The sequence below is a fragment of the Mycoplasma crocodyli MP145 genome, from assembly GCF_000025845.1.
GTDB lineage: Bacteria > Bacillota_I > Bacilli_A > Mycoplasmatales > Metamycoplasmataceae > Mycoplasmopsis > Mycoplasmopsis crocodyli.
In genome coordinates, this window is sequence record NC_014014.1 from 708,840 (window position 1) to 732,998 (window position 24,159).

The following is a 24,159-nucleotide window of genomic DNA, read 5'->3' on the forward strand; positions in this document are numbered from 1 at the left end:
AATCTATATGAAGAAGATATTAGTGGGATTAATTGTTTTTTTATCAATATTTTTTGGTAGCTCATGCCAACACTTTGATTTTAAAAATAATTCAATTAATAAAAAAGAAGAAGTTCCAATAAAAAAAGATATTGATCTTAATACTGTGAATATAGAAGTAGTTAGCATAATAGATGGTGATACTCTAATAGCAAAAGAAGGAAGTGAACATTACACAGTTAGATTATATGGAATAGACACACCTGAGACACTTAAAAAAGGAAACGAAAACAAATTAGCAAAATACGAAAACTTTTATGCACAAAGAGCAAAAAATTATCTTTCAGATTTAGTAAAAAATAGTTCTAATTTACTGAAAGCTCATTTCATAACACATGATGATTACAAAAGAAAAGTTTGTATTTTGTATGATCATAATAATGATATTATTAATAAAAAAATAGTTGAAAATGGCTATGGGATAGTCTATTACATAACAAATAACAAAAATAATAAAAAGTTTTTAATTAAGAACAAAACTCAAAAAGAATTCTATAAAGATATAATAGAATCACAAGAAAAAGCTAAGATTAAAAGAATAGGAATTTGAAGTGAAACTTATTTTAATGATGTGTATTTTGGAAGAAATTCATCTGTTTTTTAAAGTTTAAAATGTAAATATAAATTAAAAAAATATTGGAAATCAGACCAATATTTTCGTTGTTAATTTATACTCCTAATCTTTTAACGAACCTAAAAATGATATTAAGTAGAATAGCATTGTAATGTAATTGAAGAATAATCTAATACCATAGTGAATAGATAATCTTGTTAATTCCTTGTTGTTTTGATCAAACGATTGAGCTTGAATTTCTCTTTTCATCATAAACATGTCTAGAGTTGTTGCTAAACAAATCATTAATATTCCTAAAGATGAAATTAATAATTGTAATGTTCTTCCATATACAAATCAAGATACTATTACACAAATGAAAAATGCTATAAATAAGACAATAAACAATCTTGATATTTTAGACATATCAATTAGTCCAAAAAATCCTATTACTCCAAATATTAACATTAAACCAGCAGGTAATGTAAACAATGCAATTGTTCCTAGTAAATTTAAGTTAGGTAAATATATCGCTAGCGAGGATGCTATCATTAATGCTAGAAACGGAACTGAAAATAAGAACGTGATAATTAATCACGTAGTATTCATTCATCTTCCAAATCATGATACAGCTATAAACGAAATTAGCCCAACTATTAAAATGACTAAAAAAGTCATTTGGTTTTTTTCGATAAATGAATTTAATTGATTAGCCGATAACCAATAAAAAAAGGTCATTAAACCAAAGAAATACATCAATCCTAAGCCTAAAGTTAAGCTTACTAAACCATAGTAAGACTTAATGGCTGTTCTTTGAAATTTTAAATTATTCATACATTTATTTTACTATATTTTATTTTTTTAAAAGAAATAAAAAAAGAGCTGTTTAGCTCAATTAATCTGGTGCGCGGGAAGGGACTCGAACCCTTATGCCGTGAAGCACTAGAGCCTAAATCTAGCGTGTCTGCCAATTTCACCACTCGCGCTTGTGCTGTATTATTATACATACTTTTTTAAAAAAACAAATAAAAAAACTAGCTTTGCTAGTGTCTTGGTGCCGTCTATAGGACTCGAACCTACGACCTACTGATTACAAGTCAGTTGCTCTACCAACTGAGCTAAGACGGCGTGGTAGAAGATAGGGGACTCGAACCCATGACATTCGCCTTGTAAGGGCGACGCTCTCCCAACTGAGCTAATCTTCCAAAAAAATGGCAGTCTGTACGGGGATCGAACCCGTGTATGCATGGATGAAAACCATGTGTGTTAACCGCTTCACCAACAGACCAAATATGGCGCCGATTAATGGGATTGAACCAATGACCAACTGGTTAACAGCCAGCTGCTCTACCGCTGAGCTAAATCGGCGTGATTTGCTTAATTATTATAACAACAAAAAAATAAAAACAAAATATTTTTTTAATTAAATTTTTTGCAGTTTTGATAAACTAGTTTTTTAAAAATAAATACTAAAATTAAAAATAAATTAAATAGTATTGAATAATTTAATCATTTATATTTTTTGTATATAATAAACAAATATATTAAATATAATAACAAAATATAGGAGTAGTATGAGAAAAGCGAAAAAAATTATAGTAAGTTTAGTTGTTGCAATGAATATCGGAATTGGTACAGTAAGTTTAGTTTCTTGTAACAACGATAATTTAAAACTAGAAAAAGATGATAAAAAAAATAAAGAAAATAATTTAGAAAAGAAATTTGATTTTAAAAATTTAGATATTAATGTTGAATATAAAGGAGCAGAACCAGTAGGAGCTAAATATGCTAACGAAACTTTAACTTCAGATTATAAAGCAATAATTCCAGAAGAATATAAAGATAAAGTCGATGTTAAAGTTGTAGGATTACAAAATCCTAACGCTTTAAATGGAACTCTTGAAGTACATTATGAATTAATTGATAAAACAAATCCAAAAAACAAAATTGAAAAAACACAAATTATTAAAGGGTTTTTAACCAATCCTTTTGGTGTATTTAGAAACGGTGATATAAGCGGAAATAATAAACTTGATGTTGGTGATAAAACAGCTTATATTAGTAAATCAAATCTTGACAGATTTAATTTTGATAATTCTAATTATCTACCTAAAATTACCCCAAGAGGTGATTTTAAACCAGCTTTTGAATATGTTGAAAATAGTTTTACAAATAATTTTTTAAGCACACTTGATGAAAAAGCAAAAGGTAAAATGCAAGAAACATATACAAATGCTAAGTATAAAGGTTTTTCAATTCCTTACTTAGATAAAGATGGAAAGGCAATTGCTCTTAATGTTAATGAAGGAACAGAAGTTGGAAAAGGTCCTTCATTAGTGGATGCCTATTCTGATGAACAGTATTCATTAGGGTTAGCTAGAACACTCCCAAATGAAAAATACAAAAAAATAGCTCTACAAACTTTTTCTATATATATTAGTACTCCTGGTGTAGGAGAGGAAAAGGGAGTTGCTACTTATGGAACAAGTTGAATTCTTGATTATCAACTTCCTGAAAACGGAAAATACCCTACAAAGTGATACATAGGAACAAACTTGCACGTTTCACAATACATGAATTTACCAAATGAACCTATTTATAATACTAGAAGTAACACTAAAAAAACAACAACAATTCAGTTTAATAGATTAACTCCAAATGCTGGAATTAGAACTAAATTCAGAACAACAGCGTATGGTGAAACTTTTGAAAATTGGGCATTTGATACAACAAATTCAAAAGGAGAAAGTCCATTTAGAACAGTTTATGCTGGTTTAAATTTCTTAAAAACATCTCCAAAAGATTACTTACCTGAAAGTTCAAGTTTAAGAGATACAGAAGAAATGATTGACTTTGCAGTTATCGAAATTGATTTTGAAAAATTTGATTTAAGTAGAGTTGATGTTTGAACCGCTGATAAAAAAGTTCCTAAAGATTATAAAACAGCTGAAGATTTAGCTAGAGATATGACAAATGGATATGCAGAGCATCCAGAAAATCACATTAAATTTATAAGAAATTCTTACTTAAAAGATTATGATAGAATAAATATTCCTTTAATAAATAATCCTATTGATCCTAATTTTAAAGAAAATAAAAAACTTACAGAATATGATAGTCTTTTTGCATTGGGATACCCAATGACTGCATCAGGTAATTTTGTAGATCACTTCCTAGATTTATATCAAGATGCAGCTGATTTAGAAGCTGGACCAAGATCTGTCAGTTTATGAGTAAACGGACGTAGAAAATGATATGGAAATCTTGTTGAATCAGAAACAAGTGACAAGAAAATAAATGAAGATATTCTAAATGCAGGTAATTACTTATCATATGAATTAGGATATAGAACCTTTGTTAATAAACCAGGTATACAAGACGCTATGATTGGAAATCCAATAAATGGAGTTAAACCATTTGAATACTTCGCTAGAGAAGATAAAATTGGTGAATTACCAGAAAATATTGGAAATCCAACTAAACCAGAAGGATTTAGAAATAGATATTTAGGTTATGGAATTAACTATTTACTTAGACACTATTCACCAGGTGGTGGAGCTAGTGGTACAAGTGTAAGAAACCAAGATAATGAAATGGTTGGAATAGTACACGTTGCAAACTGATCCGCACTAACTAGTTTAACAGCTGCTTTTAGAAGTGAAGGTGTTGATTATGGTGATTATTATGGACCATACAAAATGGAACAATATGACTTAATTTATGGTGGTGGAGAAAACCAAAGATTATCATATAGAGAAGCTTTAAAAGAGTTATACAAAGACAAAAACGTTAAAACTAATTTATTTAAAAACGGTCTTGAAAAAGAACAAATTCCTGATGAATTTAAATTTAATAATGTCCAAAAAATTGATCCAAGCAAATAATATAAAAAAATGCAAACGCATTTTTTTAATTTAAAATTTACGTTTATAGCTTGTTCATAGTGAAATAAGTAAAACAATTATTTTGTTTTTCATATATATACATAACTTTGATTAATTCATTCAATTTATTATTTTTATAAATATTTAAAATATTTTTTTATTATAATACAAAATATAAAAAGGGGTAGCTATGTTAAAAAGAAAAAAAATACTAACAAACTTATTATTAGTTGCAAACGTGCCACTAGTTGCAGCATCATTTATTGCATGTAAAACAAATAACGATGTTGATAAAAACAAAGACGGAAAAAAAGAAGAAGAGAAAAATAATGTTATCGATTTAAATAAAATTGAAGTAAGCATTAAATATAAAGGTGCAGAACCTTTAGCAATGAAATTCGCTAACGAGACTTTATCGACTGATTATGAAGCTGTTATTCCAGCGGAATATATCGATAAACTAGAAGTTAAAATTATCGGAATGCAAAATCCAAGTGCTAAAAACGGAACGCTAGATGTTAATTACGAAGTTATAGAAAAAGGAAATGAGAAAAATAAATTGGAAAAAACTCAAGTTTTTAGTGGTTTCCAAACTAATCCTTTTGATGTGTTTAGAAACGGTGATATAAGTGGTAATAAAAGGCTAGATGTTGGTGATAAAACTTCTTACATCAAAAAAACAACATTAGAAAGATTTGATTTTGATAATACTAACTATCTTCCTTTTATTACTCCAAGAGAGGATAGAGTAAGTTCAGCTGTATATCCAACTAATAATTTTGATAATAAATATTTAGCAGAACTAAATAACAAAGCAAGATCAAAAATGCAAGAAAACTATGAATATGCTAAATATAAAGGTTTTTCAGTTCCATTTTTAGATGAAAATGGAAAAGCAACTGCTTTAAATGTTAATGAAGGTACTGAAGTAGGAAAAGGTCCTTCGAAAGTTGATGCTTATTCTGATGAACAATATTCATTAGGTCTTGCTAGAACTCTTCCAAATGAAACATACAAAAAAATTGGACTTCAAACTTATTCATTGTTTATAAACTCTCCTGGAATAGGTGGAAATTATGGAACCACATGAATTCTTGACTATAAAATTCCAGAAAATGGAAAGTATCCAACAAAATGATACTTTGGAACAAACGTTCACGTTGCAATGTATATGAATTTAGATAAAGAAACAACTTATAACACAAGAAATACTACTAACTTATCTAATACAATTCAGTTTAATAGATTAACAAAAGATGCAGGAATTAGAACAACATTAAGAACTACAGCTTTTGGTTCAACTTTTGAAAATTGATCGTTTGATACAAGAAATAATAAAGGTGAGAGCGCATTTAAAACAGTTTATATGGGGTTAAACTTCTTAAATTCATCTCCTAAAGATTATCTGCCAACAGATTCAAAATTAAAAGACACAGAAGAAATGATTGACTTTGCTGTTTTTGAAGTTGATTTTACTAAATTTGACTTATCAACAGTAAATGTAAGAACTGCAGATGTAGATACTGGAAGAAAATATACTAGTGCTGAAGAACTTGCAAGGGATATGACAAATGGATATGCAGATAACAAAGACGCTCAAATTTCATTCCTTAAAAATTCTTACTTAAAAGATTATTCAAAAATCGGAATACCTCTTATTAATAATGAAATAGACCCAGTCTATAAAGCCAATCCAAATGCAACATATGACAGTTTATTTGCTCTTGGATATCCTGTAACTAATTCAGCCGCTTTTCTAGATCACTTTTTAGATGAATATAAAGATACAGCGGATTTACAAGCTGCAAAACGTTCAGTTAGTTTATGAGTAAACGGTCGTAGAAAATGATATGGAAATTTAACAGAATCAGAAACAAGTGATAAGAAAATTGATGAAAAAGTTTTAAACGCAGGTAATTACTTATCATATGAAATTGGTTATAGAACCTTCATTGATAAACCAGGTATTCAAGATTCGATGATTGGAAATCCTCTTAGTGGATTAAAACCATTCGAATATTTAGTTGCCAATGGAAAAGAAAGTGAATTGCCCGAAACTATTAATAGTCCAAAAAAACCTGATGGATTTAAAAACAGATATTTAGGTTATGGAATTAACTACTTATTAAGACACTTTTCACCGGGTGGTGGAGCTAGTGGTACAAGTGTAAGAAATCAAAAAAATGAAATGGTTGGAATAGTACACGTTTCAAACTGGTCTGCACTAACTGCTTTAGTGGCAGCTTTTAGAAGTGAAGGTGTTGATTATGGTGGTTATTATGGACCATACAAAATGGAACAATATGACTTAATATATGGTGGTGGAAAAAACCAAAGATTATCATATAGAGAAGCTTTAAAACACATGTACTCTTCCGAAACCGGCTTTAAAACAAACTTATTTAAAGAAAGGGCTTGATAAAATACCTGTTGGATATGAATTCACAAAAGATTATGAAATCAATCCAAGCAAATAATAAATAATAAGGTGCATATGCACCTTTTCTTTTGCAAAAAAATGATAAAATTTAAACTATGAATAAAGATGATAAGTTAGAACAAGAAAAAGATTTTTACATGTCTCATTTAAATTTCGTTAGACAGATACAAGAAGAAATGACCAATGAAAAGAAAAAGAAATATCCAAAATTCAATCACAAAAGAAGATGTGATTGAATTGCTAAAAATACAAAATTATTAGATATTGTAGAAAAGTGCAATAGACAAGAAGACTTAAAAAATTATATAAAAGAATACACTCACGTGAAGAATGAGTATTTAGTCCAACAATATCTTTGGCTAATTATTCTCATTATTATTTTTGTTGCAATTGTCATTGGCTTATCGTTATGATTACTCAAAGTTTAGTTTATTAAATCATTAATCTCATCAGAACTTAGAAACCTTCACTGAGAAGGTTTTAATTTTTCATCAAGTATAATATTTTTAAAAGATACTCTTTTTAGAAAAATTACATTGTATCCATTAGTTTTAAACATTCTTTTTACTTGATGAAATTTACCTTCACTAATAGTCAAATAACAAGTAAAATTATCAATTATTTCAAGTTTAGAAGGCAATGTATTTTTATCTTCTCCAATACTAAAACCTTGTTTAAAAATATCAATTAAATTTGGTTCAAGTTGTTTATCGACTTGAACCAAATATTTTTTAAAAACGTGTTTTTTAGGGGCTAATAGTTCATGGCAAAGTTTGTGATTATCACTTAAAACTAATAGTCCTTCAGTATCTACATCAAGTCTTCCATAAGCTATTAAATTTTTACGTGGTACATCAATTAAATTAAATACACTTGGGTATAATTCGTCCTTATTCGAAGTAATATAACCTTGTGGTTTATTTAACATTATATAAACATATTTATCTGTCGCATAGTCAATTCCGTCAATTCTCAGTGAATTAAATTCGTTGTATTTAATAGTTTCATCGTATAATCTTCCATTAATATAAACACGGTTATTTTTAAGTAAATTCTTAATTTCACTTCGAGTATAATCAGTAACATCAGATAATCATTTTTCAATTCTCATGCAATAATTTTAACAAAAAATAGTTGCCTTATTGACAACTATTTAAAATAAGAATGGAAGGGTTATTATGATTGCTATCAAGAACGAAAACAATATAAAATATCAACCCAAATTAGATTTATATTGTTTCATTATTATTTCGTTTTGTTTTTCTTTTTCTTTCGCATAGCGGTAAGCGCTAGCTTCTGAATTAGACATTCTTTTAATTTTATCTTCTTCACGTCTTAGTTTGGAATTTTTTCTACCTTCTTTAAAACGTTCTATCGAGGTTTTTAGAAACCCTCATTTAAACATTAAACATAATAAATCCAGTAAAAATACAACAGCTAAAGAACTAAATAAATAATCAACAAATTTAAGATTAGAATAAAAATGAGATAAGACCATTAGAATGGTAAAAAGAAGTAAAAATGAAGAAATAATAACATATGTGTATTTGTATCTTAACCCAAAACGAATGTAATCTACAAATGTATTAAAGTTAAACCTTTTCATTAATCCTTATTAAGTCCTGTGGCTTTAAAGTGATCATCTTTTAATCATCTATCAACTTGTATCTTGGTTCCATATACAAAATGTTCAGGTTCTACTTCAAAAATTTCAGGAACGTTTGGATAAATTTGTTCATCTAAATAAGAAAGTTCAAATGAAACATTTTGGAATTTTTCAGTAGCATTTGAAATTTTAGGAATTGCTTTGAATAAATTATTGGTATATGGGTGAATTGCTTTTTCATAAATTTTGCTTGTTTTTCCAGATTCAACAATTTTTCCTAAGTGCATTATTTGAACTTGGTCAGCCACATATTCAATCATACTTAAGTCATGAGCAATAAATAACATACCAATATTTTTTTGTTTACATAAATCCTTAAGTAGGTTAACAACTTGTGCTTGAATAGAGATATCAAGTGAAGCAATTGGTTCATCAGCTACTATTACCTTAGGATTTGTTATAAGTGCTCTAGCAATAACAATTCTTTGTCTTTGACCACCTGAAAACTCATGAGGATAACGATAAGCAAATTGTTTTAACAATCCAACATCCTCAAGAGATTTATAGATAGTGTTTTTAATAAATAATTTTTTAATCGATCTTATTGCTACGAAACTATATAACTTGTTTAAAATATTTCTAATTTTTTCATTTTTAACATTTTTTATTAATAAATTAATGCTGTGAATACCCAAAAGTTTATCTATGTTGCTTAAGTCATTATTAATGTATTTTTTCTCAATATTAAATGATTTAATTGATTCGATTCTTTGAGCAACATTAGTTTTGTATACATCAAGTTCAACTTCTTTTTGTTTGTATGCTTTAAAAATTTCATGATTTTTATTAAGAAAACAAAGTGACTTAAGCCCATCTTTTTTTTCTTTTTTAGCTTGTGTATAAGTGTTTTTGGCAACTGCTATTATTTCTTTTTCGTAAAAGTCTACAAATTTTTTATGAGTTTCTTTAAATTTTTTGTCTAGATCATTTATTTTTTGTGAAAGTTCTTGTATTTTAGAAACCTTAGTAACTTTTTCTTCATCTAATTGAGCAATTCTTTCACGGAATTTAGATAAGAATTTATCTAATTGAATTTTATGTTCATGCTCTGCTTTTTGAAGATTTTCGAAAGATAATTTTAATTGTTCTTGACTTACTTCTGCAGCTGATGTATCATCCTTTAGCTCAGCTTCAAGTTTTTTAATCTCCTCTTCAAGTTTGGCTAATTTTGTCTTAAACTCTTGATGTTTTCTTTTAGAAAGTTCCTCAAATTTTTCAATTCCAAAATGAAATTCATCCTTAGTAATTTGATTCATTTTCTTAACGGATTCATATTTAGTTTCATCAACATTTAAATTTTTATCATAAAAAACCTTTAAATATTCTTCTAGTTCACTAGCAAATTGTTTAACTTCCTCGAATGATAAATATTTTAATTTTAATGATGAACTTTTTGTGATTTTTTTAGCAGCGTTTGAAACTAATTCAAGCTTCTTAGAGTGAAAAAAGAAGTCGAGTTCTGTAGTTGAAAGAGAATTATTTCTTCTGTATTTTGTATCATTTTTATAAACATCAACAAAACTTTTGAAGGCATTTTTATTTATATATAATAAGTCTTTTTCTTCTTTTTTAAATTCTTTTAACTCTTCTTGTTTTGCCTTTATTTTCTCTGACAATTCATTATAAAATCTTGAATGTTTAGAAAGTTTTAAGTTTTGTTCGTATTCCTCATGAGCTTTTATTAAGTCATATTCATCAACATCAAGTTCTACCTTCGAACGGTATTCGTTTTGTTTTTTATAGAAGTATTTAACAAGTTTGTCAGTATTTGTATACAATTTGTTAATCATGATTGAGTTATTGTTATTTTTGTCCTCTAAATAGCTATAATAAGAGTTAAAATTATCTTCATTACTCATGTTTAAGTTAAATGAGATGTCTTCAAATTTTTTAGTTCAAGTTTCTATAAATTTTTCTTGAACATCAATAATTAAAGATATGTTCTCTAGTTCTCAACGTTTAGCATGTTCTTTAAACGAATAATGAAAGTTGTCTTGTATTAAAGCTCAATCACTTTTTATTTCTTTTATTTTTTCTGTTACAACTCCATTAACCATTAATGGTTCTTTAAGTATTGAGAAAATAGTTTTTTGACCATTCAAAGAAGCATGTGGATCTTGAAAGATCATTTGAATATTTTTGTGAAGAAATCTTTTTCTTTCACGAGTAATTTTTTTACCAGAAATTATTTTTCCATCTAAAGTGATAAAACCATCAACATCATCATATAACCTTAGTAACGAACGACCAACAGTAGTTTTACCAGAACCACTTTCACCAATTAGACCGACTATTTCACCTTCATGAACATTAAACGATACACCATCAACAGCTTTATTAATTATTGATTTATTTATGAAATATTTTTTTAGGTTTTCAATACCTAAAACAACTTTTTTATTTTCCTTCATTAAATACCTTCTTAAATGTTTTTAGTCTACCTTCTAATTCGGTTGTCATTTTTGCTTTTGGTGCATCTGGGTGTAATAATCATGTAGCTGCTGAATGTGTTTTACTAATTTCTATCAATGGCGGCTCTTTTATGTAATCAAGTTCAAGAGCATAATCGTTTCTAGGTGCAAAGGGATCTCCAAGAGGTAAATTAGACATATCTGGAGGAGTTCCTTTAATTGAATAAAGTCTATCTTCTTTATTTTCAGGAATAGCCGAAATTAAAGCTCATGTATATGGATGTCTTGGTTCAGTAAAAATATCTTTTTTTGTTCCACGTTCAACAATTTTTCCGGCATACATAACATAAATGTAATCACAGAATTTAGCAACAACTGAAATGTTGTGGCTAATAAGAATAATCGCTATTCCCATTTCTTGTCTAATTTCTTCAAATAGAGCTAATACTGAAGCTTGAACTGTTGGATCAAGCGCTGTTGTAGGTTCATCGGCAATAATTAGATCTGGTTTAAGAGCAACAACCATAGTAATAACTACACGTTGCTTCATTCCACCACTTAATGTATGAGGGTACATGTCAAAAATTAATTCTGCATTTCTTATTCCGAATTGTTTTAATAATCCAACTAAATAATTTTTCTTTTCTTCAAGTTTCTTATCTTTTCAATCTGAATTTTTATTTAAAGCATCAAGAAGTTGCTTACCAATTTTTCTAGTAGGATTAAGTGATGTCAAAGGATCTTGTGGAATATATCCAATTTTGTGACCTCTAACAGCTTGTCAATCTTTATTTGATTTTAATTTATCTAGTTCAATATCACCAAGCATCATTTTATTAGCACTAATAAAGGTATTATCATTAATGTTTAATAAAGCTTTTGATGTAACTGATTTTCCTGATCCACTTTCTCCAACAAGACCAACTATTTCACCTTTTTTAATTTCAAGGTTTACACCTCTAACTATGGTAACAAATTTACCTTTTTTAATTTTGAATGAGACCTTTAAGTCCTTAACATTCAATAATCATTTATTGTTTTGTTCTGACATATTGATCTCCTATTTAATTCTTATAACCTTTGGGTCTAGAGCATCATGAACTCCTAGAGCTACAAAGTGAAGTGAAACTGAAATTGATAATAATATAAGTGAAGGAAGTAATAATATTCAAACGTTATTTACAGCTTCTGCTGTTGCGTTAGATAATAAAGTTCCTAAGTTTGCATCTTCTGATTTGAAGAATCCTAAGAATGCAAGTGATGAAACTGACATTATAATACTTGGAATTGAATGCACATAGTTTGTTGCTATTTTTCCTATAATTGCAGGAAGAGCATGTTTATAAATTAGCGCTGGTTTAGAAGCTCCAATTGATTGTGAAGCCAAAATATATTCTTCATCTTTAACTGTAATAATAAACATTCTTGTTGCTCCAACACTGTTTGTTCAACCAACAAATACAAGAGCTGTTCCAAGTGTTAAATCACTTGTTCCAAATAGTGTTGCAAATAGCAATAGTCAAATAAGTGTGGGTGGAGCCATGAATATATCGATAATACGCATCATAACTGTATCAAGTCATTTTCCAACATGGAAACCAAGATATGAACCCACTGCTACTCCAATTATTGTTTGAAGAGTTGCAACAATGATAGCTAATCTAATAGCTTGTCATGTACCAACTCATGAACTAGTTCAAATATCAACGCCAGCTGAATTTGTACCTAAAAATGTTTTAAGTGATATTTGTGGGTTAAGTTTTCTTAACTGTGAAACATATTCAGCTGCTTGAGCAGCACTGGTTGTTTTAGGATCAATTCCTGAATTGGTTAGTAAAACTGCCATTGTATTCGCATCATAAAATCTATAAGCATTTACCAATGTTTGTTTAGTTTGAGCGTTAATATCTCAACCAATTCCTTTTCCACCAAGTACGGTATTTCCAATGTACCCGCCATAGAATTGCGGATCGATTCATTGTTCGACATTAGTTTTGTAAGTTACTGGGTCAGTGATTAGTGGAATAGATACAAAAGATGAATATTGAGGTGGTAAGTTTTTATCAAAACTTGATGAACCACCAGTATATTTTGAACCATTGAGTAAGAATATTTCAACGGTTGTAGATACTGGTTTAGTTGCACTATATCTTGCAGAAGAAGTAACTATAATTGATATTAGCAATATTACAACAAACAATATAAAGCACAACATAATTACTCAATTGGTTGCAAATCTCTTAAAAATTTCAATAGCCATTTTCTTTGGTTTACCTGCGACGTTGTTAAAATTTTGATCACTTTGTGGAATATATTTTTTCAGCGAACCTTCTACAAGTGTGTCAGAAAGGTCATACTTTTTGTTAAATTCTTTATTTGTCATATTTCCCTTTCTGCCTATGTTGTAGCATTAGTTGCTAATTCCATAAACTTTCTTTTTCTGATTTTGTTTGCTTTAAATTGTTGAATAAAACTACGTTTTGAACTTGCTGAGTATTTGATTCTTGGATCTAAAAATGCAAATGATATATCAACAAGGATTTCTGTAAATACACCCAATGTTGTAAAGAAGAATGTATTGAACATAATAAGGTTAATTTCTCCTGTTGGGAAGGCAGCGGCTATTATTCTTGATGTTCCAGGAACTTTTCAATAGGTTTCTATAACTATTCCACCACTTAGCAATCATATATATGATGGAATAATTCTTGCTGCTAAAGGAATTGAAATGTTTCTAAAAACATATTTAAAGAATATTTCAATTGTTCCTAATCCTTTTGATTTTGCAATAAGAACATAGTTTGAAGTTAAAACTGTTATAACTTGGTTTCTTGTATAGGTTATGTATCCACTTAATGAACCAAGAACTATTATTAAAATAGGTGGCAATCAAGAAGTTATAATTCTACTTCAACCGTCAGTTTGAATTCTTTGAGGATCTCATGCATAAAAAATCGGCGGTATGTTTTGAGTTAATAATATTGATATTAATATAGGTGCTATAACAAATGAAGGAAGTGCTATAAAGAATAATGAAAATGCATTAATAACGTTATCAAATAAACTTCCTCTCTTGTATCCTGCAAAGATTCCTAGTAAAACTCCTAAAATAGCCGATATTACAAAGGCAGGCAATGTAATAATTATTGAGTATCTCAAAAATTTAAAGAAGAAATCAGGAATGTTTTTTGCACCGTTTGCCGAAATAAGTGAACCGTCAAAAGTAGTTCCAAATGGGGCTTTTGAATCAAAAACGCTTTTTATTCAAAATACAAATCTTGCTAAGGGATTTAGTTTTTCAGTCAATCACTTACCTCCAACATAGGAATTTAAATCCTTGTCGGGAATAATATGAAAGTCTATAGATCTTTGAATATAAATTTTTTCGATTTCAGGTTTATTGCTGCCAGCGTTTAAATACTGGGCTGCAAAAGTATTTTCACTAAATTGAGCAACCAATATGTAAACCACTAGTGATATTACTAAAATAGTCAATATTGCAAAACCGATACGCTGTAATATATACTTAATCATTTTTTCCTTTCTTATTTTTACTAAATGAAACAATTAACCTTTTAGGTTAATTGTCATCATTAATATAATTAATTATATTATAATTTTACTTATTTTTTGGGTTGAACAACTGTAACATCTCCAAATGAGAAGTGGTTATCATAAGCAACTGGATAAACATAGTTAGGGTTAGAAACAGTTGGTCTAAACAATTCAGCTTGAACACTGTTGCTTGCCGCAAATGATACACCATACATATTTCCAATTTCATTAACTAATTTTAATAGTTCTTCATTTGTATGTTTTGTTTGGAAGTTAATTCAGAACTTAGCTGAAAGCGATCCTCCATCAAGACCTAATTTTGTTTTATCTTTTATTTCTTCAAATCCTTTAGTTTTATCATAAGTATATGAACCTAGGTGTTCAGCTAATTCTTCTAAATCTTTTGGTTGTAATGTATGTCAATCAGCAAAAGGAATTGTAGGTTTATTTCCTTCTTCTTTTAAAAATTCATCTAATTCTTTAGCTGTTTTTACCATTTCAGGGAATGCTTTAAATTTATCATGTGCTGAGTTAATTTTTGAAAGAAGTGGTAGCATTAATGGTTGTCATGACATACCATCAAGTCCTGAACCAAGACCATCATAATCATATCCTCATCCCATTAATTTAAATGCAACTCTTCCATTTAATCATTTATCTCTAAGTTCATCACCGTTTGCAACTTTTATAAATTTAGCATCAATTCTTGGATCTAATTGTTTGAAGACTTGATCTAATACTAAAACGGTTGTGTTATAGTATTTATCATCAGTATTTACATATCTTGCAGGAACGTCGAATTGAATTGTTTTTGGTAATGTAGGATTATCTGTAAAGAATTTATCTAATAATTTTTTCATTTCAGCTTTTAATTCTGCAAAAGCAGCTGATTTAATTTTATCATTTGCTCCAGCGTTTAAAGCTGCATCTTCTGAAATTTTTAGATTTAAATCAGTTCCATATTTACCTAAAGTAATTTTGTTTCCATCTAAACCGGTAACAAAGTATTTGTTCAATTCATCAAGAGCACTTCTTAGTGTTTTATGTGCTGTTGTTTCTTGATTACTTCCACCAATTTTAGCATCTGTTGCAAATCCTCAGTTTCAAGGTTTTTGTTGAACTCCTGTTGAAATTTCATTTGCATAATGACTTCAGTTAACTGCAGCTGAAAGAAGTTGTCTAAATGTTCTACCTGTTCCTGCAGCACTTGTATCAAATACATTATCAACTTCACCTTTAGCTAATTTAGTTAAATCTGCTTGACCAAATAATAATTTAGCAGCTGTTGTATTTAATGAAGCTGGTTTTTGTTCTCTTCCACCTACAGCAGCATCTGGTGATAATGATCACATACCTCTAAGTGTAAATGAAGAAGTATTTTTTTCTTGTGAGTAAGTAAGTCCAAATAATTTAGCTTCTTTTTTAATTGTATCTTGAACTGCTGGTTCCAATTGTGAGTATGGAAGAAGTGAAGTATCACCTGATTTATATAAGTTGAATAATGTTTGGTTAAATTGTTTTCCATCAACTGGTTTTTGTTCATAAATTTGTTGAATAACTTGTAATCTAGTAGGATCATTAACAAAAGTTTTATCTCAGTAATTTTTGTTTAAAATTACTGACTCTGCTTTAAGAGTTGGATCAAATTTTTGACCAACATATTTTCCTAAGTACAATGTATTTTCAAATGTTGTTCCATATCAGTAGTATCCCGTTAATTTAGCAATATCTTTTGCCTTAGAAATTTCTAAATGAATTGCATTCAAGTCAGCTGTTGTATTAACGGTTTTTAGACCATTTGCATTGTCGCCATAACCTTTTTCAATATATTCACTTGGTGCAGGAACTCATTCATATGAATCTGTTAAGTTTTTAATCATTAGATCTCATCTAACATTTTCTGTTCCTTTTTGGTAGAATGAAACGAATTCATTATCTCCTTCTTTAGTAACGAATTTTCCTTTATCTCTTACTAATTTAGAATCAACTCCATATAGTCCCATTAAGTATTCATTACCATATGTTTGTTTATCTGAAGCTCAAGAGTTATCTCCGGCAACAAGTTGTCTAGATCTTTCATCCATTTCCTTGCTTCCACCATTTGCTCTTCTGAATGCGGTTGAATATGAATACGTTCTTAAATAACCTACATAGAAGTCATTTGCAGTTAACTTGTGAGTTGTTGCTTCACCTTTATAGTTAGATCAAGTAACATTTTTTCTCATTCTGAAGTCAACTTGCTTTGCATCTTTTAAAGCTTCTTCGAATGCTTTAGAGTTAATTGATTTAGCATTTTGAGATGTAAGAACTACATATGGAGATTCAAAGAATCCTTGTTCATTTGGTTGTTCTTTAAGTGCATCAACTTCATCTGAATCAAAAGTTACTTTTGTTCCATCTTTTTTAGTAACTACTATAGCATCAGCTAATTCTAATCTGTATTTTCAAACAGCAGGTCTTAGAACATATCTTTTTTCTTCATTTCCTGTTGGAGTAGCTTTAACTTCTTCTTTAATTAAAGCTTCACCTTTATTTTCAATAGTTACTAGCCTTCCTGTAGTTGCATCAGCTAAAGGAAGTTGGTTCCCTCCGTATGAATATGATAAGTCAAATGGAAGTCCTGAAGCTTTGTACTCAGAGTTAATATTTCTTCTAAAAGTATGTGCTGAAGCAAGTTTATTTAATGTTCCAGAACCTTTTTCTACTTTTTTAACTGGGTTTAAAATATTGTTTAATACTTTGTTTTTTTCTCTTTCTGGGTTTCCTTTTGAAGAATCAAAGTTTTCCGATTCTACACTAGTTGGACCACATGATATAGTTGCAGCAACAACAGATGCTGTTGAACCTATCGACAGAGTGGAGTATAATAATACTTTTCTTTTTGTTGTCATAATTTTCCTTTATTTTTTTGTAAAAAGTTTTTTTCCTAATTTTATTCATTCATCAATCAAGCCTTCTAGATAATTAAATCCATAATTATAGAAGCTTTCATCATTAAGATCGATACCAACATTTTTTAATATTTCAAGTGGGTAGTCAGAACAACCAGCACTTAAAAAGTTATTGATATATTTATTTAAATAGTTTACACCTTCTTGTTTGTATTTTTCAAAAAAGTATGATGCACACAATTGACCTATTGCATATTTATATACATAGAAACCATAATAGTAGTGAGGAACAAATATAGCTCCATACAAATCAGTTTCATTATATTTAGGTTCTTTTTTACTTTGTTTAGTTGAATATTTTTTTTGGTTATTAAAATATATTTTACTTATACTATCTCAGTTGTTTGCGGGTTGTCCTTCTTCAATTGTTTTATACAAATCATATTCATAATTTGCTCATTCAATTTGACGTCAAACAGTTCCTATAAAACCACTAATCATAGTATCTAAAATTTTAAATTTTAAGCTATCGTTATCTGAGTTTTTCAACATATAGTCAAATAACATTGATTCATTAAATATACTTGCAATTTCAGCTAAGAAAATTGGATATTGACTTTGAACCAAGTTTTGACGTGTATCTGAAAAATAAGAGTGCATTGAATGACCTAGTTCATGAGCCAATGTTTCAACCGATGATAAATCGCCATTGAAGTTCATTAGAATATATTTCTTATCTAATCCATAACTTCCACCAATTGAATAAGCTCCGCTACGTTTTGAATTAACACACATAAAGTCAATTCAAGATTCATTCATTGCTTTATTAATAACATCTGAATACTCTTTACCAAATGGTAATAATGCTTTGGAAACTAAATCTTTTGCTTCTTCAACGGTGTATTCACTTTTTACGTTTACTAATTCTCTTAAAGAATCTCATTTGTTATATTTCTCTTTAAATTTTGCTTCATAAAATAGCTTATGAAATTTTCTGTATTTGCCTATCACATAGGATTTTTTAGAAACTTGCTCAAAAAGATATTTTAGGTTTTGATCGCTAATTCTATCTTCATGAGTAAGCATTGCAACTGTTGAATCAAACTTTCTTACTTTTGCTTCAGTTACTAAACTATTAAAGTGTTGATAAAGAGTTGAGGAGAGAGAAGATTTATGATTTAAATATGCTTTTGAATAATTTAGATATGTATTTTTACGTACTTCTTTATCTTCACTCTTTAATAGTTTCAACCTATTTGCACGAGTAAGTTTAATTTTCTTACCTTTGCTATCTTTAACAAATCCATAATCCAATTCGCTATCTGTTAATATTTCAAATATTTGCGATGGACTTGGATAGCCAATACTTGTTTTTATAATGTATTCTTCAACTTCATCGCTCAATTTATGTTTGAAATCTTCAATACTATTTTCAATTAAAATTTTATAAGTTTTTAATCTTGGATCATCTTTTCAAATTTTCATTTTATCAATGTGTTTGAAAAATCTGTTGCTTTCAGAACCCATTTCCTTAGAAAGTTCTGAATTAAGATGTTGTCATTTTTGCTCATAACTAAGTCATTTTGAACTAGTTACTTCTGTATTCAAATTATTCGAAATATAATTAGATATCTTAAATTCTAGCATTGTTAATTCTTCAGAAAGTTTTACATCTTCTAGATAATTTTCAATGTTGTTATATTTTGAATCTTTAACCAAAATCCGTTTTTTGAATAGTTCTGAATAATCTTCAAGTGCTTCCTCCAAAGTTTTATTTTGTAAAATAGCCTCTAGATTTCATTTGTATTCTTTTGGGACATCTTCATATTTTTTATATTGTTTAATCTTCAATTCGCTCCTTTCTAATTAAAAAAGTTTTGTGGCCCTTGCTGTATAGCACCACAAAACTTATTAATATAAATAAGAATGTAATACTATAGCACCAATGGACTAAGTCCAAAGAATAAGAAACTTTTATGTTTTCTTACCAATACTTTTAAATACCTTTAAAAGCACTTCGGCTCTTATACCCTTTCAATAGCTTCATAGCATGTCTGCTCCACTATTTACTCTTGTTAAAAGCTCCTCTATAGTTTATGAATACTTTTAACAACCTTTAATAAAAGCCACAGTTTTAAGTCTGTAGCCTTTAATTAATATCTTAAAAGTATAACTTTTTTAATATGTATATGTGGCTATGACTAAATAACAATTTTGTAAGAAATTGTAATCATCTTAATATTGCATTTAGTCATAACATTTATAAACATGTAATTATTATATACATATTCAAAAAAAATTCAAAATATTTTTTTCATATTTTTGGAACCAAAATTTATATTATTATATCTATATATTTATAATAAAAAAATGTGTCTGAAGTTTTTAACAAAAAACATTAAAAAAATAAAAAATAGTAACATGTTTACTATTTTTGGTGCATTTAAGCATATGGCGCGCCCGAGAGGAGTCGAACCCCTAACCTTTTGGGCCGTAACCAAACACTCTGTCCAATTGAGCTACGGGCGCATTTATATTATTATACAAAATAACTATTAAAGTTAGCACATTTTTTTTAAAAAATATTATAATAATAAGTATGAATAAAATAGAAATTAAAAATAAATTATTGGAAGAATTGACAAAAATTTCCAAAAAACTAAAACTTGCAAAAGAACCTTTTTTAATTGAGCCTAAAACAAACGCTGACTTTTCAACAAGTATGGCAATTATTAATAAAACTACTGAATTAAATCCTGTTCAATTAGCAAACAAAATAAAGGATGAACTGAACAAAGTAAGTAAAAATCTTTATTTAAAAGATATTGAAGTTGCTGGGCCTGGTTTTATTAACATCTTTTTAGACGATGAGTTTTTTAAACAATCAGTTAACGAAATACTTAAAAAAGGTAGTGATTATGGTAAGGGTAATAGAAAAGGTTTTTTAAATCTTGAATGAGTATCAGCTAACCCAACAGGTTACTTACACGTTGGACACGCAAGAAACGCAGCAATAGGGAGTGCTGTTTCTAATATTTGTGAATTCGCTGGAATTAAGGTTACAAGAGAATACTATATAAACGATGCAGGAAATCAAATTGATATGCTTGCTAATAGTTTATTTGCTAGATATCAACAAATTTTTGACAAAAAATATAAAATGCCTGAAGAGTGTTACAAAGGTGATGATATCACATGAGCAGCAGAACAAATGTTTAAAAAATATGGTGAAAAATTTAAGGGTGATGAATGTAAAGGTGATGTTCTCAATACATTTAAAAAAGATGGAGTTGACCTATTCTTAGGTGAAGTGGAAAAAGACTTAGAGAAATTCGGTGGAATTAAATTTGATATTTGAATGAGTGAAAAATCTTTATATGAAAATGACCAAAAAGCTATTAAAGAAACTTTAAAGAAACTTAAAAACTCATATGTTAAAGATGGTGCAACTTGATTAAAAACTACAATTCATGGTGATGATAAGGATAGAGTTTTAATAAAAAGTGATGGATCTTTAACTTACTTTACTCCAGATATTGCTTACCACCATATAAAATTCCATAGAGAAAAAGGTAGAACTGTTGTTATGAATGTTTGAGGTGCTGATCACTCTGGATACATAAAAAGAATGAAGTGTGCTATAGAAGATTTAGGAGAAAATCCTGATGATTTAGTAGTGTTATGTATGCAACTTGTTAGATTAGTTAAAAATGGTGAAGAATATAAAATGTCAAAAAGAAAAGGAACAAGTTTTTACTTAAGAGACTTTATTGACCTTGTTGGAGTAGATAGCGCAAGATTTATTTTGTTAGATAGAACATATAATTCTAAATTAGATTTTGATATAGATATTGCTTCAAACAAAACAAATGACAACCCTGCAATTTTAGTTCAATATGCAAACGCAAGAGCATTTAGTTTATTGGAAAAATCAACTCTTGATTTAAAAGGAATTGAATTAAGTGAATTTTCAAATGAATTTGACAAAAAACTTATTTCTACTTTATTAGAATTTCCAGAAATTGTTGATAGATCCGCTGAACTATACTTAACAAACTTAATGACTCAATACTTAATTAAATTAGCTAAAGACTTTAACTCATGATACTCAAATTCACCAAAAGTAATTGGACACGAAAATGAAGAAAGTATGTTATCACTTGTTAAAGCAACAAACACTGTTTTAGAAACAGGAATGAAATTAATTGGAATTACAATTAATCACAAAATGTAACAAAAACTAAAAATAATAATTTTTATAAAAGTTGTTATTTTTTTTATCACCTTTTAAAAATTTCCATATAATAAAAAAGAATTTTTAAGGAGAAATATGAAAAGAAAATTAATAACAATAGGTGCTTTATTAACTACATTACCACTATCTTTGATAGCTATATCATGTAATGATAACACCACTAAAAAAAATGATACAACTACAAATAAAGAAAGTGAAACTACAAAGCCGGAAGGAACAACAACAGCAACTACTCCAAGTAATCCTGTTAAGCCAGCTACACCAGAACAACCAAATACACCTGCAGAACCTACTAAACCAGTTGCCCCAGAACAACCGGCAACCCCAACAGAACCAAATACAGCAGCAGGAAATGAAGAGTTAAAAGAAGGAATGACTTTATCAAATGAATTAATAACTAAATATTCAGATACTAAAAAAAGAATGTCGTTACCAATTAATGAGATAAATGCCGGCATATTGAGCGGAATCAAACAAAATATAGTTTTCAAATTAACATACCAAACAGAAACTACTAAATATAAGTTTTTATATAAAGATAAAATTTTGAGTGAAAACCCACAAAATCACGGAACATACCCAACTGAAATTTTTGGATTAGACGGAACTAAAAATGAAGCGTTCGCTTTTGTTACAAATGATAAAGGAATTAATAAACTAGTTATTATCTTTAAAAAAACAGCAACTGATGAATCGTTTACAACAACTTATGCAAATGTATTTGATCTTGATTTTAACTAATTAAATGTAAAGAAAAACCAGAGAAATTATCTCTGATTTTTTTGTCTTATTAAGCTTGATTATAGGCTTAATTGTTGTTTTTTATATTCTTCAAATTTTTCTAATGAACCATATTTTTTCTTAGCAATTTTGTCTTCTATAATTGTAGGAATGAATGCAAGTCCACATTGTAAGAATAATACTACAACAAGCATAAGTCTACTTATAATAATAGTTGTGTAGTCTTCAGGTTTCATTGTATTTTTATCAATTGCGAAGATAGCAAAGAAATCAATAAATGGAACAATTAGTGTAATAAGTAAAGCTGAAAATACTAGTACAACAGCAATTCATGCTGATACAACAAAGTATTTTTTCTTGTCTTCAATTTTTACACGATTTGTTTTTCTATTTCTTATTCCTCCAAATATTGAAGCACCTATAAATGAGAAGGTAAATAGGGCAGTTCAGTTTGCCATTAAATCAGCAAATGAATATAATTTAGCCATTTCATATTTGTCAACAGGATCGTAACCACCAACATAATCTGGATTAGAAGCGATGTATCCAAGAGCACCGATTAACGTAAATATTAAAACTGTTGGTATCGAAAGTACTAATGAATATATAACTCCGATTTTAGGAAAGTTAGGATTTAATTTACCTTTTACCAATTTGTGATTTCAGAATGGTAATTCACCTTCTGCAAGTAAATCTTCTACAAAACGTGGAGCTCACATTGAAAATCCATTAATAATTCCAAGAACACCTATACCAATCATTAAGTTTAGAATACCAATAAGTATTCTTGCTGCGTCTTGTGCTTTTTGAGTTCCACCAAATAATTTACCTAAATTATCTTGCATGCTGAATACATTTCCACCATTCAATGATAATCCAATTGAAATTAATAGATAAATAATTGTTGTAATTCCAAGACCAAATAATAAAGCAAGAGGAGTTTTTTTAGGTTCTTTCATTTCTGATTGAATTCCACTAGCTACATAGAATCCATCATATGCAAAGAATATAGCTGATATAGCAAGGAACATTCCAAGACCAGCACCAATTCCTTTAATTCCTAATATACTTGCACCTTCCTTTATTGTTTTCGATGCTTCATCAAAGCCAACTTGAACTTGAGATGAGTTTTTTGTGAAAATAAGAACAAATCCTAAAATAGTTACAACTACTAAAGGAACAAATTTGATAGCAAGCACAACCTTGTTGTGAATGTCACCGATTTTTGATCATAATGTTGGAACTGTTAAAAAGTAAATTGAAATACATAATGAAATGATTGTTCAAATTACTCAGTCAGCTCCTGGAGTTCCAAAGTTATTTCTTCCTGCTAAACTTTGAATTCCGTCTTGAATTGACAAGATAACGTATAAAGGCATAAAGAAGTAGGTCATTGGTAAATACACATAGACCATAAAATTCTTAGAGGCTTTATAAATTGTTCTACTGTTAAATTCTTTACATCAACCAATTAATGATAAGTTGTCATTTCTAACAGCAGATATTTCTATTAATGCTAACGCCATAGCAATAACAGCACATGAAGCTATTAATCAACAGAAAATTGCGAGAATCAAACTACCTTGAGAGTTTGATAAAACACCACCTGATTTAAAGAAAATACCTGCACCAATCGATCCACCCATAACTATAAGCATGGCTGAAAAGAATGAGATTTTTTTCTTTGTTGTAGGGACGTTTTGTGTTTGTCCTTTATCTGACAT

Annotated in this window: 17 protein-coding genes, 6 tRNA genes and 1 riboswitch; of the genes, 7 read left to right on the forward strand and 16 right to left on the reverse strand. The window is 28.7% G+C overall.

Annotation, left to right across the window (positions count from 1 at the left end; all coding sequences use genetic code 4):
- The first annotated feature begins 7 nt into the window (after window positions 1–7).
- A complete protein-coding gene (locus tag MCRO_RS03080; protein WP_013054688.1) occupies window positions 8–643 on the forward strand; it encodes a thermonuclease family protein in 636 nt (211 codons plus the stop codon).
- Between the two features lie 72 nt (window positions 644–715).
- On the opposite strand, the gene MCRO_RS04145 is transcribed toward MCRO_RS03080, so the two are convergent.
- Window positions 716–865, reverse strand: coding sequence for a hypothetical protein (locus MCRO_RS04145; protein WP_158300405.1), 150 nt, complete (start codon window positions 863–865; stop codon window positions 716–718).
- A gap of 4 nt (window positions 866–869) precedes the next feature.
- Between MCRO_RS04145 and MCRO_RS03085 the strand changes: the two genes are divergently transcribed.
- Window positions 870–1,319 carry a hypothetical protein gene (locus tag MCRO_RS03085; RefSeq protein WP_041594076.1) on the forward strand — a complete coding sequence of 150 codons (450 nt, stop codon included), beginning with the start codon at window positions 870–872 and terminating at the stop codon, window positions 1,317–1,319.
- Window positions 1,320–1,493: 174 nt separating this feature from the next.
- On the opposite strand, the gene MCRO_RS03090 is transcribed toward MCRO_RS03085, so the two are convergent.
- The 5 genes from MCRO_RS03090 to MCRO_RS03110 form a co-directional block, all read right to left on the reverse strand.
- Window positions 1,494–1,578, reverse strand: a tRNA-Leu gene (locus tag MCRO_RS03090).
- Window positions 1,579–1,644: 66 nt separating this feature from the next.
- Window positions 1,645–1,720, reverse strand: a tRNA-Thr gene (locus MCRO_RS03095).
- 1 nt (window position 1,721) lies between these two features.
- Window positions 1,722–1,797: transfer RNA gene (locus tag MCRO_RS03100), tRNA-Val, on the reverse strand.
- 7 nt (window positions 1,798–1,804) lie between these two features.
- Window positions 1,805–1,880, reverse strand: a tRNA-Glu gene (locus MCRO_RS03105).
- Window positions 1,881–1,885: 5 nt separating this feature from the next.
- Window positions 1,886–1,960: transfer RNA gene (locus tag MCRO_RS03110), tRNA-Asn, on the reverse strand.
- Between the two features lie 206 nt (window positions 1,961–2,166).
- Here MCRO_RS03110 and mip (MCRO_RS03115) point away from each other — a divergent pair.
- The 3 genes from mip (MCRO_RS03115) (at window position 2,167) to MCRO_RS03125 (ending at window position 7,344) form a co-directional block, all read left to right on the forward strand.
- The gene (mip, locus tag MCRO_RS03115; protein WP_013054156.1) at window positions 2,167–4,476 is read left to right on the forward strand and encodes an Ig-specific serine endopeptidase MIP; all 2,310 of its coding nucleotides are present in this window, start codon (window positions 2,167–2,169) and stop codon (window positions 4,474–4,476) included.
- A 190-nt stretch (window positions 4,477–4,666) separates the two neighbouring features.
- Window positions 4,667–6,898, forward strand: a complete 2,232-nt coding sequence (mip, locus tag MCRO_RS03120) for an Ig-specific serine endopeptidase MIP (RefSeq protein ID WP_238523089.1) — start codon at window positions 4,667–4,669, stop codon at window positions 6,896–6,898.
- A gap of 113 nt (window positions 6,899–7,011) precedes the next feature.
- Complete coding sequence (locus MCRO_RS03125) at window positions 7,012–7,344, forward strand: hypothetical protein (protein ID WP_013054571.1); 333 nt, start codon at window positions 7,012–7,014, stop codon at window positions 7,342–7,344.
- Here the strand turns inward: MCRO_RS03125 and MCRO_RS03130 are convergent.
- The 9 genes from MCRO_RS03130 to MCRO_RS03170 all read right to left on the reverse strand — a co-directional run bounded on the left by MCRO_RS03130 (window position 7,341) and on the right by MCRO_RS03170 (window position 19,968).
- A complete protein-coding gene (locus MCRO_RS03130; protein ID WP_013054479.1) occupies window positions 7,341–8,027 on the reverse strand; it encodes a 16S rRNA pseudouridine(516) synthase in 687 nt (228 codons plus the stop codon). The two genes, MCRO_RS03125 and MCRO_RS03130, sit on opposite strands and share 4 nt — an antisense overlap.
- Window positions 8,028–8,069: 42 nt before the next feature.
- Complete coding sequence (locus tag MCRO_RS03135; protein ID WP_041594077.1) at window positions 8,070–8,522, reverse strand: hypothetical protein; 453 nt, start codon at window positions 8,520–8,522, stop codon at window positions 8,070–8,072.
- On the reverse strand, window positions 8,522–10,993 hold the full coding sequence (locus MCRO_RS04240) for an ATP-binding cassette domain-containing protein (RefSeq protein WP_013054151.1): 2,472 nt from the start codon (window positions 10,991–10,993) through the stop codon (window positions 8,522–8,524). The genes MCRO_RS03135 and MCRO_RS04240 overlap by 1 nt, the downstream gene beginning before the upstream one ends.
- The gene (locus MCRO_RS03145) at window positions 10,980–12,044 is read right to left on the reverse strand and encodes an ABC transporter ATP-binding protein (RefSeq protein WP_013054230.1); all 1,065 of its coding nucleotides are present in this window, start codon (window positions 12,042–12,044) and stop codon (window positions 10,980–10,982) included. Before MCRO_RS03145 ends, MCRO_RS04240 begins: the two co-directional genes overlap by 14 nt.
- Window positions 12,045–12,053: 9 nt before the next feature.
- Entirely contained in the window at window positions 12,054–13,376 is a 1,323-nt protein-coding gene (locus MCRO_RS03150) for an ABC transporter permease (protein ID WP_013054400.1), read from the reverse strand.
- Window positions 13,377–13,390: 14 nt separating this feature from the next.
- On the reverse strand, window positions 13,391–14,527 hold the full coding sequence (locus MCRO_RS03155; RefSeq protein ID WP_013054260.1) for an ABC transporter permease: 1,137 nt from the start codon (window positions 14,525–14,527) through the stop codon (window positions 13,391–13,393).
- 89 nt (window positions 14,528–14,616) lie between these two features.
- On the reverse strand, window positions 14,617–17,439 hold the full coding sequence (locus MCRO_RS03160; RefSeq protein WP_013054572.1) for an OppA family ABC transporter substrate-binding lipoprotein: 2,823 nt from the start codon (window positions 17,437–17,439) through the stop codon (window positions 14,617–14,619).
- 9 nt (window positions 17,440–17,448) lie between these two features.
- On the reverse strand, window positions 17,449–19,290 hold the full coding sequence (gene pepF, locus MCRO_RS03165; protein ID WP_013054465.1) for an oligoendopeptidase F: 1,842 nt from the start codon (window positions 19,288–19,290) through the stop codon (window positions 17,449–17,451).
- Window positions 19,291–19,368: 78 nt separating this feature from the next.
- Window positions 19,369–19,537, reverse strand: a riboswitch (Lysine riboswitch).
- Window positions 19,538–19,891: 354 nt separating this feature from the next.
- Window positions 19,892–19,968 (reverse strand) — tRNA-Arg (locus MCRO_RS03170).
- A gap of 70 nt (window positions 19,969–20,038) precedes the next feature.
- On the opposite strand from MCRO_RS03170, the gene argS reads away from it, so the two are divergent.
- Both argS and MCRO_RS03180 read left to right on the forward strand, forming a co-directional pair.
- Window positions 20,039–21,673: an arginine--tRNA ligase gene (argS, locus tag MCRO_RS03175; RefSeq protein WP_013054733.1), complete on the forward strand. Its 1,635-nt coding sequence runs from the start codon at window positions 20,039–20,041 to the stop codon at window positions 21,671–21,673.
- Between the two features lie 96 nt (window positions 21,674–21,769).
- Window positions 21,770–22,435, forward strand: coding sequence for a hypothetical protein (locus tag MCRO_RS03180; protein ID WP_013054458.1), 666 nt, complete (start codon window positions 21,770–21,772; stop codon window positions 22,433–22,435).
- Between the two features lie 59 nt (window positions 22,436–22,494).
- Here the strand turns inward: MCRO_RS03180 and MCRO_RS03185 are convergent, their stop codons facing one another.
- Complete coding sequence (locus MCRO_RS03185; RefSeq protein WP_013054631.1) at window positions 22,495–24,159, reverse strand: APC family permease; 1,665 nt, start codon at window positions 24,157–24,159, stop codon at window positions 22,495–22,497.